General features: G+C 35.1%; 18 protein-coding genes. All 18 read right to left on the bottom strand.

Annotation, left to right across the window (positions count from 1 at the left end):
* Positions 1–63: 63 nt before the first annotated feature.
* The gene (locus tag ACFSTA_RS13295; protein WP_377557216.1) at positions 64–627 is read right to left on the bottom strand and encodes a ReoY family proteolytic degradation factor; all 564 of its coding nucleotides are present in this window, start codon (positions 625–627) and stop codon (positions 64–66) included.
* A gap of 66 nt (positions 628–693) precedes the next feature.
* Positions 694–1,947 (bottom strand): tetratricopeptide repeat protein, encoded by a 1,254-nt coding sequence (locus tag ACFSTA_RS13290; RefSeq protein ID WP_377557215.1) that lies wholly within the window; start codon positions 1,945–1,947, stop codon positions 694–696.
* A 104-nt stretch (positions 1,948–2,051) separates the two neighbouring features.
* Complete coding sequence (gene aroA, locus ACFSTA_RS13285) at positions 2,052–3,338, bottom strand: 3-phosphoshikimate 1-carboxyvinyltransferase (protein WP_377557214.1); 1,287 nt, start codon at positions 3,336–3,338, stop codon at positions 2,052–2,054.
* An 18-nt stretch (positions 3,339–3,356) separates the two neighbouring features.
* On the bottom strand, positions 3,357–4,439 hold the full coding sequence (aroB, locus tag ACFSTA_RS13280; protein WP_377557213.1) for a 3-dehydroquinate synthase: 1,083 nt from the start codon (positions 4,437–4,439) through the stop codon (positions 3,357–3,359).
* Complete coding sequence (gene aroC / locus ACFSTA_RS13275) at positions 4,439–5,605, bottom strand: chorismate synthase (protein WP_377557212.1); 1,167 nt, start codon at positions 5,603–5,605, stop codon at positions 4,439–4,441. The genes aroB and aroC overlap by 1 nt, the downstream gene beginning before the upstream one ends.
* 211 nt (positions 5,606–5,816) lie before the next feature.
* Positions 5,817–6,590 carry a CheR family methyltransferase gene (locus tag ACFSTA_RS13270; protein WP_377557211.1) on the bottom strand — a complete coding sequence of 258 codons (774 nt, stop codon included), beginning with the start codon at positions 6,588–6,590 and terminating at the stop codon, positions 5,817–5,819.
* Between the two features lie 66 nt (positions 6,591–6,656).
* Positions 6,657–7,106 carry a nucleoside-diphosphate kinase gene (ndk, locus tag ACFSTA_RS13265; RefSeq protein ID WP_377557383.1) on the bottom strand — a complete coding sequence of 150 codons (450 nt, stop codon included), beginning with the start codon at positions 7,104–7,106 and terminating at the stop codon, positions 6,657–6,659.
* 78 nt (positions 7,107–7,184) lie between these two features.
* The gene (hepT, locus tag ACFSTA_RS13260; protein ID WP_377557210.1) at positions 7,185–8,162 is read right to left on the bottom strand and encodes a heptaprenyl diphosphate synthase component II; all 978 of its coding nucleotides are present in this window, start codon (positions 8,160–8,162) and stop codon (positions 7,185–7,187) included.
* A gap of 36 nt (positions 8,163–8,198) precedes the next feature.
* Positions 8,199–8,903, bottom strand: coding sequence for a demethylmenaquinone methyltransferase (gene menG, locus ACFSTA_RS13255; RefSeq protein WP_377557209.1), 705 nt, complete (start codon positions 8,901–8,903; stop codon positions 8,199–8,201).
* A gap of 22 nt (positions 8,904–8,925) precedes the next feature.
* Positions 8,926–9,690, bottom strand: coding sequence for a heptaprenyl diphosphate synthase component 1 (locus ACFSTA_RS13250; protein WP_377557208.1), 765 nt, complete (start codon positions 9,688–9,690; stop codon positions 8,926–8,928).
* A 104-nt stretch (positions 9,691–9,794) separates the two neighbouring features.
* Positions 9,795–10,019: a trp RNA-binding attenuation protein MtrB gene (gene mtrB, locus ACFSTA_RS13245; RefSeq protein WP_377557207.1), complete on the bottom strand. Its 225-nt coding sequence runs from the start codon at positions 10,017–10,019 to the stop codon at positions 9,795–9,797.
* Positions 10,020–10,126: 107 nt separating this feature from the next.
* Positions 10,127–10,399, bottom strand: coding sequence for an HU family DNA-binding protein (locus ACFSTA_RS13240; RefSeq protein ID WP_377557206.1), 273 nt, complete (start codon positions 10,397–10,399; stop codon positions 10,127–10,129).
* Between the two features lie 456 nt (positions 10,400–10,855).
* Positions 10,856–12,334 carry a stage IV sporulation protein A gene (spoIVA, locus tag ACFSTA_RS13235; protein ID WP_377557205.1) on the bottom strand — a complete coding sequence of 493 codons (1,479 nt, stop codon included), beginning with the start codon at positions 12,332–12,334 and terminating at the stop codon, positions 10,856–10,858.
* Positions 12,335–12,591: 257 nt separating this feature from the next.
* A complete protein-coding gene (locus ACFSTA_RS13230) occupies positions 12,592–13,314 on the bottom strand; it encodes a hypothetical protein (RefSeq protein WP_377557203.1) in 723 nt (240 codons plus the stop codon).
* A gap of 22 nt (positions 13,315–13,336) precedes the next feature.
* Complete coding sequence (locus ACFSTA_RS13225; protein WP_377557201.1) at positions 13,337–13,534, bottom strand: DUF2768 domain-containing protein; 198 nt, start codon at positions 13,532–13,534, stop codon at positions 13,337–13,339.
* 246 nt (positions 13,535–13,780) lie between these two features.
* Positions 13,781–14,041, bottom strand: coding sequence for a stage VI sporulation protein F (locus ACFSTA_RS13220; RefSeq protein ID WP_377557200.1), 261 nt, complete (start codon positions 14,039–14,041; stop codon positions 13,781–13,783).
* Positions 14,042–14,099: 58 nt separating this feature from the next.
* Positions 14,100–15,137 (bottom strand): NAD(P)H-dependent glycerol-3-phosphate dehydrogenase, encoded by a 1,038-nt coding sequence (locus tag ACFSTA_RS13215; RefSeq protein ID WP_377557199.1) that lies wholly within the window; start codon positions 15,135–15,137, stop codon positions 14,100–14,102.
* Between the two features lie 13 nt (positions 15,138–15,150).
* Entirely contained in the window at positions 15,151–16,461 is a 1,311-nt protein-coding gene (der, locus tag ACFSTA_RS13210) for a ribosome biogenesis GTPase Der (protein ID WP_377557198.1), read from the bottom strand.
* Positions 16,462–16,513: the final 52 nt, after the last annotated feature.

Genomic DNA, 16,513 nt, shown 5'->3' with positions numbered 1-16,513 from the left:
TAAGTATGATAATCCTTCTAAATCTTATCTTATTTAAACAAAAAAAATCAACCTATTACTATTTTATTTAGGTTGATTCATATGATCTTTATCAAATTTTTTAAGTTCCTCAACTAATCTATGGAATTCATCCTCACACTTCTTATCCAACGCTTGATCAATTTTCTTTATTAAATGTTTTCTTCGGAAGCTTTGGATCGAGTGGTCCATTATTTGCTTTGCAAGATCCTTGTCCTTACGTGTAATAAAATATTCATCCGGTACAAATGGGTTATCCTCCAAAACAGCTGCATAAGTTGTATTTTGATTCGCATTGCGAAAATTAAGTTGAACATAGAGGGTTTCATCTTGGTTTAAGCGAATATCATGAAAAGACTTTTCAGGATCTGTTGTTACTAAGTGATCCTTATAAAAACGAAACGGTACATCCTTCGAACAATGTGTAGAAATAATAATACTTCTAGGACAAAATTTGGCATCACGGACAAAATGAACATTTGTTAAAACTTCATGATGATTAATTAAATAATTTAATATCCAAACACTTTCTCTCTTTTTAAGTTGATAATTATTTAAAAACCATTGAATAAAACTCTTTTTATCTTTGATGGAAATAGGAGTTTGCATTCTCGGACGATTCCCTCCTCTATCATCCATTTTTAAACGAACCATTATTTATCAGCACATATCTTTTTATGACTTTCTAATGCGTTCAACATATTCACGTATCTCTTCATCTAAAGGTTGATGAACTAAGTATGATTCAAAAACGTTAACAGCTTTATCTGTCCTCCCTTCTTCGATTAGAAAATATCCATATTCTTTAAGGAAATCACTATCATGTTGTAAGCTATTATATGCTTCATTGTACTGATTTAATGCATCATCAAATAATTCAATTTCTCTGTAAGCACGTGCCAATTCCCATTCATAAATAGGATCATCCGCTCCTGTATGCTTCGTTTCTTGTATAAGTTCAACGATTTCACTTTGCTTATTATTTTCCTTTAATAATTCAACTAAAAATAGTACAGCTTCTTTATAATCGACATCAAGTGCAATCGATTGCCGTACATAATCTTCACATTCTGTGTCAAGCCCTAATTTATGGGCTAACCTCCCGGCATATAGAAATAACTCCTTATTGAATTCGTCTACTTTTATGCCTTTCTTAGCAGTATCATAAGCTTGTTTTATCAATTCCTCTGCTTCATATGCCTTGGCTAATTGAAAATAAGCTGAGTGATAATACGAATCTTTTTCAATTACTTTCTCCCACACATGAATCGCAATATCTTTACGATCCGCTTGAAATGCAGTAATTCCATATTTAAATAATGCATCTACATTTTCGGGTTCTTCCTGTTGGTATAATTCTAATGCTTTCTCATATTCGCCAACATCTGCATATACTTCAGCTAACCGCTCACGTATTGAAATGGATGCAATTTCATTCGTTTTCTGAGCAACTCGCTCATAATATGATACAGATTTATTACTTTCACCGATGTAAAAGTATAATTCTCCAAGTGCGAAATCAATTATAACTTCATTCGGACTAATTTGTTTTGCTTGTAATAGTTTTTGCTCAGCAACTTCATGTAATCCTTGTGCTTGGTATAAATCCGCTAATTGGACCAAGGCCTGTGTATAAGAGTCGTCTTGATCGTTAACCTCACTTAGTAAATTAATAGCTTCAACATCATTCTCTTGTTCAATGAATATATCGGCAAGCATTAATTTTAAATCACTTTCTTCTGGGAATAGCATAAGCAAATCCTGTAAAATACCCTTCGCTTCATCAAGTAATCCCCATTGTATAAAAAGTTCAGCAATCGTATATTTTTCGTCTTCATTTGCATTTGGAAGATAATTTTCTAATTGTTCTATTGCTTCTTCATTTTGATTGTTTTCCATTAAAGAAATAGCTCTCATTATCGTATCCATGTAAAAAAGTCCTTTCTTCTAATACAAGATTCAATTAAAGTTTAAACCTTCCACTAACTTATGTAAAATAAGAGAACCTCAATATGCTGAGATCCTCTATGCGGTCAAGAAATTAGTTTTTTATAGTCTGCAAAAAAACTAGGATAAGATATAGCAATTGAATCGGTGTCATCAATTGCAATTGGATCAGATGCCATAAGTGAAGCAATAACACTCATCATGGCAATGCGATGGTCACCATAGGAGGAAACTTGACCACCTTTTAACGTTGTTTTTCCATGTATAATCATCCCATCGTTTGTTCCTTCAATGTTTGCTCCTAGCTTTTGTAGGACCTCCACAATGGCACTAATTCGATCAGTCTCTTTAATTTTTAACTCCTCAGCATCTCGGATAATAGTGGTGCCCTCTGCCTGGGTGGCTAATAATGCGATTATTGGAATTTCATCAATTAATCTAGGAATTATTTCTCCTTCAATAATAGTAGACTGAAGAGGTTGAGAACATACTGTAACGTCACCAATTCTCTCGCCATATAATTTCTTTTCATTAGAAATTTGAATGCTTGCCCCCATTTTTATAAGAATATCAATAATTCCAGATCTTGTTTCATTTAGTCCAATACTTTTTAATGTTATTTTACTATTTGGTACTATAGCTGCGGCAACCATGAAAAATGCTGCTGAAGATATGTCACCCGGAACATTTATGTCTGTTGCCCGTAAAGGTTGTCCTGGTATTACTGTTATCTGATCCCCATTTTTAGTAACGTTTATTCCGAAAGCGTTTAACATATTTTCCGTATGATTCCGTGTAGGCGTTTGCTCGATAATGTGTGTCGGACCATCTGCATGTAGCGCGGCTAATAAAATGGCAGATTTTACTTGTGCACTTTTCACAGGCATTACGTATTGTATACCTTGAAGCCGTTGACCGTGTATGGCTAAAGGCAATAAATTACCAGTATCTCGGCCTATTATATGCGCATTCATTTCTTTTAATGGGTTTACTACCCGTTTCATAGGACGAGTAGATAAGGATTCATCACCATACACTGTTGAAAATATTGGCAAACTAGCTAGAACGCCGATCATTAATCTAGCCGTTGTACCAGAATTCCCAAAATAAAGTGGTTTTATAGGTTCTTTGAGAGAATAGTAGCCACCACCTTTTACAATTAATGCATTGTTATTTTTGATTATAGAAACCCCCATGGAACGAAATGCCTCTACTGTTCGCATACAGTCCTCACCATCTAAAAAATGTCTAATACGTGAAGTCCCTTCTGCCAGGGATGCTAGTATTACAGCTCTATGTGATATAGATTTATCACCAGGAACTTCAATTTCGCCGTGAATTGATTGATTGACAGGCTGAAAATAATTCACCATATTTCTTCACTCACCCTTCTAATGGCCATACCAGTTCTGCAGTTTTGCAAAAAATGATTCTATATAACTTCTTAATGTCGTATCTTCTATTTCGATCAACACCGGTTTGGACATTTCTTCTAATAATACCATTTGAATTCGTTGGTTAGTGGCTTTTTTATCCATTTTCATCCGTTTCAGGAGTGCTTCGATACAAACATTATCCATATTTAAAGGATAATGATTATTAGTTAACCAAGTAAACAACTTATCTGCATGCAAATTAATAGCATATTCTTTTTCACTTACATCAATTGCAAATAATAGTCCGATCGCTACTGCTTCACCATGTGTTATAGAGCCATAACCTAATTCTGCTTCGATTGCATGGCCGAGTGTATGACCTAAATTAAGAAACTTTCTTTTGCCAGCTTCTTTTTCATCTTGCTCGACGGTATTCGCTTTGATTTGAATGCCTTTCTCCAAATGTCTAATCCGCTCGTAATTATCATTATGTGTCAGGTCTAGTTCCATTACATCCCATAATAATTTTTCGTCTGCCAGAAATGCCTCTTTCATAATTTCTGCATAGCCAGAACGTAGCTCTTTTAAGGGTAATGTATGTAAAGTACTTACATCATAAAGTACCATTATAGGTGAATAAAAGTTGCCAATTAAGTTTTTACCACTCTCATGATTGATCGCAACCTTACCACCCACACTACTATCATGCGCCAGGACAGTTGTAGGCACTTGCACAAAATCAATTCCGCGCATATACGTCGCCGCAACAAAACCTGCAACATCACCAACGACTCCACCACCTAAAGCGATGATTAAGGAAGATCTATCTAGGCCGTAGCGAATTGCCTGAGAATGAAGTTCATAGAAAGAATGTATACTTTTAGATTGTTCACCTGCAGGTATAATTGCTGTATGTACAGAACTCCCCTCTAATGAATTCGATAAATCATCTAAATACAAACGTGCCACATGATCATCGGTAATGATTAAGATAGAATCGTAACTTTTGGGTAGAAGCTCCTGTAATTGAAAGCGAATATTCTCACCAATATAAACTGGATAGGTATGAGTGTTTGCATGTATTAAAATACTGTCCACTAAAAACACCTTATTTCTTCACGATAATCTTCTATTGCCTGTTTCAGCTTAGGAAATTGATCATGAGGAAATTGTTCTAATATCATTTTAGCTAATTCAAAGGCAACCACATGCTCCATCACAACTGCTGCAGCTGGAACAGCGCAAGAATCGGAGCGCTCAATACTTGCATGAAACGGTTCCTTCGTTTCTATATCAACACTTTGAAGCGGTTTGTATAGAGTTGGTATAGGTTTCATCACTCCTTTAATGATCAAAGGCATACCAGTAGTCATACCACCCTCAAAACCACCTAAACGATTGGTCTTACGGTAGTAGCCACGTTGTTCATCCCAAGCAATTTCATCGTGCACTTCACTACCATATTTATGAGCGGCATCAAAGCCTATTCCGAATTCAACGCCTTTAAATGCATTAATACTAATAACGGCACCAGCTATTCTACTATCCAATTTACGGTCATAATGTACATAAGATCCTATTCCAGCTGGCATTCCTTCGACACATACTTCGGTAATGCCACCAATCGAATCACCGTCTCTTTTTGCTTGATCTATCTTATCCATCATTCGCTGTTCTATCTTTTTATCTAAAGTACGAACTGGCGATTCCTCAGATATTACCTTCTTGTCCACCATTGATAATTCACTCATATCGTCGGCTTGGAGTCCCGCAATTTCTTTTACATATCCGCATACTTCAATTCCTAAATGATGTAATAGTGTTTTTGCAACTGCACCAGCAGCTACTCGAGCAGCTGTTTCCCTTGCCGAAGAACGCTCCAAAACATTTCGCATATCCCGATGACCATACTTCAGTGCGCCATTTAAATCCGCATGTCCCGGTCTTGGCTTTGTAACGATTCGTCTTAGTTTCTTGTTACCTTGAATTGGATCTTCACCCATAATATCTGTCCAATGCTTAAAATCATCATTATGTATTACTAACGAAAGTGGTGATCCTAGCGTATATCCGTGTCTTACACCACTCGTAATTTCTACTAAATCCTTCTCAATTTGCATTCTCTTTCCTCTACCATGACCTTTTTGTCTACGTAGTAAAGATTCATTTATATTGTCCCTCGTTAATGGTAACTGTGCCGGGAGACCTTCAATTATTGTTGTTAATTGTTTACCATGTGATTCTCCTGCTGTTAAATACCGCATGACCTAACCCCCTCCATTACACTTTGATAAAACTATATCATATGATCATTTCTATACTGAAATCATAATATATCTTTCAGATAAGTTAAAGTGATACTTCCGTTAGAGAAATTCTATCATCACTACAAAATCAACGTCTATATGACAAGTGCCTTATATTTGAAACAAAACAAAATACTCTTACCCGTAACAGGATAAGAGTGTATGTTTCTCAAACTTTTTGATAGAAAAATGTATCAGCTAATTGAAATCCATATTTTGCAGGTGAAAATATTTGTTCCGTACTCCCTACAAATAGTACACCATTTGTGGTCAAAGCACTTGAAAAATCACGATATATTTTGTCTTTAGCTTCATCTGTAAAATATATAAGTACATTTCGACAAACGATTAAGTCCATATTTTTGGGATAAGGATCTTCCAATAGATTATGTTTTTTAAATTGAACAAGTTTCTTTATGGAATCATCAATTTGAAAAAATCCGTTTACTTGATTAAAATATTTATCTCTAATTTTTTCAGGCAACTCTTTTAATGCGGAAGATGAATACATTCCTTGTTTAGCCTTTGTTAAAACGTTCTCATCAATATCCGTAGCAAGAATCTTAACATTCCATTTCGGAAAATACTCTCTTAAGATTATTGCAAGACTATATGGTTCATCTCCAGTTGAACATGCCGCACTCCAAATGTTTATATTGGCTTTCGTACTACCCAGTAATGGCAATATTTTCTCGATTAATACTTCCCAACGTTTAGGATTACGGAAAAATTCAGAGACATTGATCGTAATACGGTCGACAAATTCAGCAAGTAAGTCTTCGTTTTTATCCAGTTCAGAATAATAAGAGTTAAAATTGCTAAAACCTCTTTTATCTCTCAACGTAGTAAGTCTACGTTTCATTTGTGCCTCTTTATAATAATTAAGATCAATCCCTAATCTTTTCTTGATGTTTGTTATAAATTCTAAATACTCATCGTTCATATTTCTGCCTCTTCGCTTCTTATAATATTAAAATGCCTCCGCAATTTAACGGAGGCGCTTTCTTTATTAATAAATCCAAGTATTAACTTGTTTATTGTATGATAAAAGTTCATTGGAATGGAAGAACAAATTAATTTCTCTTTCTGCACTTTCAGGAGAGTCTGATCCATGAATGATATTTTTCCCTACAGTTACACCATAATCACCACGAACAGTTCCAAGAGCTGCTTCAGATGGATTTGTTTTACCCATCATTTCACGTGCAGATGTAATAACATTTTCACCTTCCCAAACCATTGCAAATACTGGTCCAGAAGTAATAAAATCTACTAATTCACCAAAAAATGGTCTTTCTTTATGTTCACCATAATGTTCTTTGGCCAACTCATCTGTAATTTGCATGAGTTTAGCACCAACTAATGTAAAGCCCTTTTTTTCAAAACGATTGACAATTTCTCCTACTAGATTGCGTTGTACCCCGTCTGGTTTAACCATTATAAAAGTTTTTTCCACAATTACACCTCTTTTTTTATGTATAATTCATTTTGTAACCGTTTTAAATTCTATCAAACTTTCCGAAAAATAACAATAAGCTTATGACGTTCTTTTACCGATAATTTTAGCTATACTCTCTAACGTTTGTTTAGATTTATTATCTGGTAATTTATTTAGGTTGTCTATCGCTTTATTTAAATACATATCACTTACTTTATAAGAAAGGTCAATAGCATCTGTCTGCTTTAGAGCAGTGATTAACTGTGTCATATCCTTTTCTGTTACATGAGAATTGGCGTCGGTAAACGTTTGATGTAACAGTTGTGAAAAGGTTTGGTCCTTCATGCCGAGTAATACTGGCAAGGTAATATTTCCTTGAATTAAATCATTTCCCGCCGGTTTTCCTAGCTTTTCTGATGAAGATGTGAAATCTAATATATCATCTATGATTTGGTAAGACATTCCGATATTATATCCATACTGATACAAATAATTAATTTCTTTTTCCGATAATCCTGCGGTTATTGCCCCTAATTTACAACTTGTTGCAATGAGTAATGCTGTTTTACGTTTAATACGACGTAGATAGGTCCGTAAATTCTGATCCCAATTAAACTTATCTTTTATTTGCTCTATTTCTCCCAAGCTAACTTCCACAAGCGTTTTTGAAAGTGTACGATGTATGTTGGCATTTCTAAGAGTTGTAATATTTTCTAACGCTCTTGCTAAAATATAGTCACCAGTATACATTGCTACTCGGTTACCATATTGCTTTTTAATTGTTGGTTTCCCACGTCTTAATTCTGCATCGTCAATTACATCATCGTGAACTAATGTTGCCATATGAATTAATTCCAAAGAAATAGCAACAGTCTTGATTTTTTCAATTTGAAAGTCATTCCCTAATTTTCCAGATAGCAAAACAAAAACAGGTCGAATTCGTTTTCCACCTGCCTTTAGTAATTGGGTAGAAGCCTCTCGTAACACAGGATGATCAGCTTGGATTACTTCTGCTAATGCCTCTTCAATTATGTCTAAATCCCTTTTTAAATAACTATATGTCTTAGCTAATTTCATGTAATTCACCTTTAAGTTAAAAATACTATTTTTATATTATTTATATCCCATGTGCATGGCGGCTACTCCACCAGTATAACTTTTCATTTCTACACGAGAAAATCCCGCTTTTAAAAACATATCCTTCAATTCATTTTTATCTGGAAAATTTTTGGCTGACTCATGTAACCAAGCATACTCCTTATAACTTTTAGCAAATAATCTACCAAATAAAGGCATAATAAACTTAAAATAAAAATAATACAACTGTCTAAAACCAAAAAGTGTTGGCTGAGATGTTTCCAGGCAAACCACTTTTCCATTCGGCTTTACTACTCGATACATCTCTTTTAGAACTGTCATATAATCCGGAACATTTCGTAAGCCAAAGCCAATGGTTACAAAATCAAATGAGTTATCATCAAAAGGAAGTTCCATCGCATTACCATGAGTAAATGCAAGCTGATTATATTGGAGTTTCATATTTTTATCCTTTGCGACAGACAACATGTTCTCACTAAAATCAAGACCAATTACATGACCGTCTCTTCCTGTGGACTCTGCGAGTGCAATGGACCAATCACCTGTTCCACAGCAAACATCTAAAGCAGATGAGCCTTTAAATACGTCCATTCGTTTCATCACATCTTTACGCCATGATTTGTGTCTTTGGAAGGATATTATGGAATTCATGGAATCATATTTGTTATATATTTTTTCAAAAACATGATGTACACGTTCTTCTTTTGATTGTTCAGTCATCCTAATCCTTCTTCCATATGTATTATTCAAATTCCCTTTTTAAGGTTGCCATAATATGTTTCTTTAACACATTATGTTGGTTAGAAATCTCTAATGTATTGGTTTTAAGTTTTTCTATTTGCCTGGATAGTAACTGGTTGCAATAATCTTTGATAGAAGATATATCAGCATTTGTAGATCGAATATAGTTTTCAAATAAAGAAGCTGCCCCATCATCTAGTCTTTCTATTTCATGAATTAGCGTATTACTTAAAAACCATTCTTTTGTGAGATGCATTAATTCTTTCTGATTGAGTGCATCTGCTACTCGAATAATTAGTAATGTATCTATATAGTTCTTGTTATAAATAAATTCCTCTACTGATTCTACCTCTAAATAATAATTTTTCATTTTTAATTCATTGATTTCTTTAATTGCAGAAGCAAGCGTCTGAATGAAGCTGAAATCTTCTATTTCTGACAGTAATAAATAATATAGTCCACTATAATAATCACCAGCTAATACATATAATTGCCCTTGCACCGTATTTGATGAGTTCTCATTTAAATCATATTTATCAGGTACGAGTTCATGAGTATCCAGGGCGATCTGTACAAGCATTGTCGTGATAATATAGCGCTCTTTTTTATCAGAAGAAATGGGAGAATTATTTACAATTGTATATAAGATAAGTAACTTGTCTTCATCAAGCATGGGCTTTTGTATGTACTTTTTAAGATATGTTTGATGTAACTTTTCATTAATTAATATCTTAAGCTGCTGTATTTCAGATCTCGTAGTATGCAAAGTAATCACCTTAGCCCTTTCAAGCATTCCTTCGTGCATTAGTTATTATAGCATAATTATGTAAGTAAAATAATTAATTCTTAATAGATTTTCTTATAAATTGTTTATTCGTTCTTCATTTCTCCGTGACTCGTTTGAATAATAGCTTTCCCCCTAACTTTTACAGCAGAGGTATGTTCAGTAAATTGAGCGATCATTATCTCCCCTTCATCAAGTTTTTCCGAGTGATGAAATCTTGTATCTGATCCTCTTGTAAGTCCAATAACATTCACACCATCTTCTAGTGCCTTTATTACAAAGTAATCTGACTTTGAAACTGACTTTTCCATTAAGTGACCTCCTTAATATAGTATTATTTATTTATCATGAAGTAGAATATGTTCAGATAATGAAAAGAGGGTGCGAAAAACGCACCCTCTTTTACCCTATGTACGTATTATTTTACGCTATCTTTAAGGGCTTTTCCTGGTTTGAAAGCAGGAACTTTGCTTGCAGGAATTTCGATTTCTTCACCAGTTTGTGGATTACGACCTTTACGTGCTGAACGCTCACGTACTTCGAAGTTACCAAACCCGATTAACTGTACTTTATCACCATTTTTAAGTGAATCCATGACAGCTTCGAAAACTGCATCAACAGCTTTTGTAGCATCTTTCTTTGAAAGTTCGCTTTTCTCAGCAACTGCATTGACTAAGTCTGTTTTGTTCATGACATTCACCTCCTCCCAAAAAGTTTCGGGTCACATTGGAACAAATTCTATCATCATTTGTTTACCAATTTACCTACTTTTATACGTAAAAGTCACTAAAATCAAGTAGTGACAAGGCTAATATTAACTGAGATTGATACAAAATTCAACAATAAATCACTTTTTTTTAGGATTTTATTTATATTTAACTATTTTTATAACCTATTTCCTATTATTTTACCCTTCATAGACTGTACATAATACATAGGTTTTGATATAAAACCCGAAGTAAAAGCAACATGATATTCGCTTATGGCAGTCGCTTTCCTAGTGGGTAAATGTGGTCAGGTGGAGAAATGGATGAGGGAAAATTGGTAGCAAGCATTGTTTCCGCTCCGTAAGGTCTAAAGTTGTTGAGTCCCCAGAAAACAAAAATAGCAGCTTTTCAGCCGCTATTTTAGAGGTTTTTCTATTTACTTAAAGGATGATCGCAATTAATCCTCCAGATCCCTCATTAATGATTCGTTCTAGCGTATCTTTTAATTTATATCTTGCGTTTTCTGGCATGAGGGATATTTTAGCTTGGATCCCCTCTCTTACGATGGAATTAAGTGATCTACCGAAAATATCTGACTCCCAAATCGATAACGGATCTTCTTCAAAGTCTTGCATTAAGTATCTAACTAACTCTTCACTCTGCTTTTCCGTACCAATTATTGGTGCAAATTCAGATTCTACTTCTACTTTGATCATATGAATGGATGGCGCAACTGCTTTTAGTCGGACTCCGAAACGAGAACCTTGACGAATTATTTCTGGCTCATCCAGTTCCATATCTTCCAATGCTGGGGCTGCTATACCATAACCAGTTTGTTTTACCATCTGTAAAGCACCAGCAACTTGATCATATTCTCGTTTTGCAAATGCGAAATCTTGCATTAACTCGAGTAGGTGGTCCTTCCCACGGATTTCTTCACCTACAATTTCCTTTAAGATTTGATCGTATAAGTAATCTGGAGCATGTAGATCGATTTCCGCAACCCCATCTCCCATTTCCATGCCTGCTAAATTAGCCTTGTCAATATAATCATAGTCTGAAAAATGTCCAACTATTTGATCAACATCACGCAAACGCTTGATATCTTTTACAGTTGACTGAATTGCTTCTTGATAATTTTCACGAAGCCAATGATCTTCACGGAGGACCATTACCCAGCTAGGTAGATTAACATTAACCTCTAATACCGGGAATTCATATAGTGCTTCCCTTAATACATTATATACATCATGTTCCGTCATCGACTCAATACTCATCGATAACACTGGGATATCGTATTCTTCGGCAAGATCTTGTCTCAACATTTCCGTTTCTTTACTTGTTGGCTTAACGGAGTTAACAACCATAATAAATGGCTTGCCGACTTCTTTTAATTCTTCTACAACTCTTGCTTCTGCCTCAACATAATCATTGCGTGGTATTTCACCAATTGTTCCATCCGTAGTAACAACAACACCTATTGTTGAATGTTCTTGAATTACCTTTCTCGTACCAATTTCAGCTGCATCATGAAATGGAATTGGATCCTCATACCAAGGTGTATTAATCATCCTTGGACCATTTTCATCTTCAAATCCTTTTGCTCCCTCTACCGCATAGCCTACGCAGTCTACCAGTCTCACGTTAACATTCAGACCTTCTTCTACATTGACTGAAACGGCTTGATTAGGAATGAACTTAGGCTCCGTTGTCATGATTGTTTTTCCTGCAGCGCTTTGAGGTAATTCATCATGTGCTCTTACTCTTTCACTCTCATCTTCAATATTAGGTAATACAACCAATTCCATAAACTTTTTGATAAACGTTGATTTACCCGTACGGACAGCACCTACAATCCCTAAGTAAATATCTCCGTCCGTCCGCTTCGAAATATCTTTAAAAATATCAATCTTCTCCAAACGATCCCCTCCCGATCTAACTACAATATTAATAAACAAACTACGAATAATTGACATTACAAGTCTATGATGTTGTCCTATCAAAATATGACTTAATATGTGTAAAAGAAATTAATTTAATGGTAAAAAATTATCATTCGTAGTTTATAATCTCCTACAACTATGTTCTAGGACCTAAAAAAACCCTTGCAACAATATATGTTTCAAGGGAGATTATATGATAAAAAAATATTATAGTTATTTTATAGGAAAGGTGGTTAGTCCTGCATAAAAACAGGTTCCCCATTACGTATAGTGTAAGGGAAGGAATATGCTGGGACGAACGGTGTATTATTTGCTAGTAGAAAACGAATATCATCTCCATCCGTGTATTGATGTTCATACTGATTTAGTGCATTGTTTAATTCTATTCGATAATCTACATATAGTTTTCCATCCGTATCCATTATAATGGGAAGATTTTCAGCTGAATAAGGACTCGAAATGGTTAATGGTTCTTCATAGCCCAGCACTTTATAGTTAACACTGTAAAACCCATCAGCGATTTCCTCGCCAAATGGTGGATAAATATGTTTGTCTCGATAAATATCTAGTTGTACGTTAATTCTTCTTATTTCTTCCGTGATTCGCAAGTCAATTAATTTTACTTGCGGATCATCCTCTGGATTAATGATCGCATATTGATATACCCCACCATTTTCATATGCGTTTCCTGGTATTTCAGTAATTATGTTTTGTTCTTTTAATGCAGAAAAATCGATTAAATATTTTTCAAAGATTGGTGTATCATTTTCTTTTGTTTTTATTGGAAGAAGACCATTTGTTTGTTCTTGATACTGTTCGATTGCATGTTGAATCGTATTTAATTGTGCTTCATTTGGTACTTGGTTTTTTTCTAATTCTCCATTTGGATACAGGCATCCGCTTAAAAGTATTAGAATTACGAACAAAAAACTTATCCTTAAATATGTAAACTTCATTGAATATGCCTCCTATGATCTGTTAACCAGTTGGCCCACTAAAAACGATAAATATTATTATGATCGCTCCCAAAAATAATGAGATATATGCAATACTAGCCACAATGCCAGCCAGTACCCCTTTTAATTTATATCTACTCAGTAGTATGAGCCCAATAGCGATTATTAAAAATCCCATACCTGCAAAAGAAATCCACATATTTAACATCGATTGAGACATGTTTCCACTCCTTATGGTGCTATATTATTCCACATGGTATTATATCATATGCTTACAGCACTAGGCATCAAAAACAAAGAAATACACAATTTTGTCAAGAGAGCATAGAAAAATCCGGGATGAAGAGGGGCTATTCTCCATCCCGGTTGACTAAATAATACCCACAGCAACCCTATCTATGAATGCTTGTGCGTTTCATTTTATGCGAGTAGACACGAGGTTGTATCCTCACTTGCCCAGAAACGTCTATTTTTTAAATAATTGATTTAATGCGTTCATATCCATTGGTACTTTATTACTTGTAATAGATTGTACAATTTTGTCTTCCTTCTCTTTGGAAATTGGTTTATTGGCCATCTTCGCTAGATGACGAACCAATTTTCTAACAGTCCTTTCATCCGAAAAGTCTGCATTCTTGACTGTGTCTGCTACTTTATAAATATCTTTTGGATTAATATTCGTGTCAGCCTGTATTTTGTCAAAAGCATTCTTGTGTTTATTGCTCACGCGCTCGCCTCCTTGCTATAGTAATTCAAAATAGTATATGCAAGGATGGCATTTATTGTTATCGTGTATAGCGATTACGTAATAAGGTAGCCAAATCGTCCATTTCTTCTCGTTTATCACGATTCATTAATTGTTCAACAACATCTTTCGGTTTTTGGTTATTATATAAAATCTGATATATACCGGTAGTTATAGGCATCTCTACATCTTCTTCTGCTGCAAATTGATAAGCTGCTTCAGCAGTACGTACACCCTCAACTACCATCCCCATTTGATCCAATACTTCATCCAGGTTTTTGCCTTTTCCTAATAGATTTCCTGCACGCCAGTTTCTACTGTGAACACTCGTACACGTTACAATCAGATCGCCAACACCTGGCAGTCCAAGGAAACTTAATGGGTTCGCTCCAAGATAGGTACCTAATCTAGTTATCTCAGCAAGCCCCCTTGTAATAAGGGCTGCTTTTGCATTATCACCATAACCCAATCCATCAGATATACCGGCACCTAAAGCAATAATATTTTTTAATGCGCCTCCTAATTCAATACCAATAACATCATTACTTGTATACACACGAAATGACTCATTAAAAAATAGCTCTTGAGCAAGTTTCGCGTATTCCTCATTTATCGATGCTACTGTTACTGTTGTTGGTTGACGCTTTGCCACTTCTTCTGCATGACTTGGACCAGATAATACGACAATATCCTCATAGTTATAATTGTCCATTTCTTCATCTATCAACTGAGAAACCCTTTTTAAAGTACCAGGTTCTATTCCTTTTGATGCATGAATGATACGCACAGGGTTCTTAACGATACGATTTAGATTATGACAAACTTCTCTAATTGCTTTCGTTGGAACAACTAGAACTACATCTGTAACACCGTTTAAAGCTGCTTCTAGATCAGAATATGCTTTAATCTTTTCAGGAATCATAATTTCCAAATACTTATCATTCTTATGAGTGGAATTAATTTTCTCCGCTTGATCCTTGGAATGTGTCCAAAGACGCACATCATGTCCATTATCAGCTAATACTATACTTAATGCAGTCCCCCAACTACCGGCACCTAAAACTGCAACTTTAGACATTATTATTTCCCCCTTATTGACGCTTTCGTGCAAAGATTTTTATTGGTGTTCCAACAAATCCAAAGGCATCCCTAATCTTATTTTCCAGAAATCGTTGGTACGAAAAATGCATTAACTCCGGTTCATTGACAAAAACAACAAAACTAGGCGGTTTTACAGCTACTTGTGTAGCATAAAGTACCTTTAAACGTCTCCCCTTCAAAGTAGGAGTAGGATTCATGGCAATCGCATCCATGATCACATCATTTAATACATTTGTTGGAATTCGCTTGGCATGATTTTCACTTGCCACTTTTATTGCTGGTAATAATGTATGCAATCTCTTTTTGGTTTTTGCAGATAAAAATACAATCGGTGCATAGTCAAGGTATTGAAAATGTGCTCTGATCTTTCCTTCAAATTCCTTCATTATCTTTTCATTTGTCTCGACTGTGTCCCACTTATTTACAACAATGACTATTGCTCTTCCAGCATCATGTGCATAACCTGCAATTTTTTTATCTTGTTCGCGTATCCCTGTATCCGCATCAATTAAAACTAAAACGACATCGGATCGTTCTATTGCTCGGAGTGCTCGCAAAACGCTATATTTCTCTGTCGTTTCATAGACTTTTCCTCGTTTACGCATTCCAGCTGTATCAATGATGATATAATCTTGGTCATCTTTATGTAATTTTGTATCGATAGCATCTCTAGTCGTACCTTCTATTTCACTTACAATAACCCGTTCCTCATTTAACAATGCATTTACTAATGAGGACTTCCCGACATTTGGTCTACCTATAAGACTGAATGAGATCGTTTCATCATCGATTTCCTCCATTTCGGATTGAGGGAATTGCTTAACAACCTCATCAAGTAAATCGCCTAATCCTAAGCCATGTGCACCAGAAATTGGGAATGGTTGACCAAATCCTAAGGAATAGTACTCATATATTTCATTTCGCATCTCTGGATTATCGATTTTGTTAACTGCCAAAACAATAGGTTTATTAGATTTGAACAACAATTTCGCAACCTCTTCGTCGGCTGCTGTTATTCCTTCTTTTCCATTCAATATAAAAATAATTACATCAGCTTCATCAATAGCAATTTCCGCTTGCTGACGCATTTGTACCAATAAAGGTTCATCTCCAATTTCAATACCACCAGTATCAATTACATTGAATGACTTTGTTAGCCATTCAGCTTGTGCATAAATTCTATCCCGGGTAACGCCTGGTATATCCTCTACGATTGAAATTCTTTCTCCTACTAACCGATTAAAAATGGTTGATTTACCTACATTCGGTCTCCCGACAATTGCAACTACAGATTTCCTCATGAAAGGGACATCCTTTCTCATACTTTTCTTTACATTTTATTATATTATACAC

The sequence above is a fragment of the Ornithinibacillus salinisoli genome, assembly GCF_042684965.1.
Classification (GTDB): Bacteria; Bacillota; Bacilli; order Bacillales; family Amphibacillaceae; genus Ornithinibacillus; species Ornithinibacillus salinisoli.
Note: the sequence above shows the minus strand (reverse complement) of the source record. Positions and strands in the feature narration are given on the sequence as shown.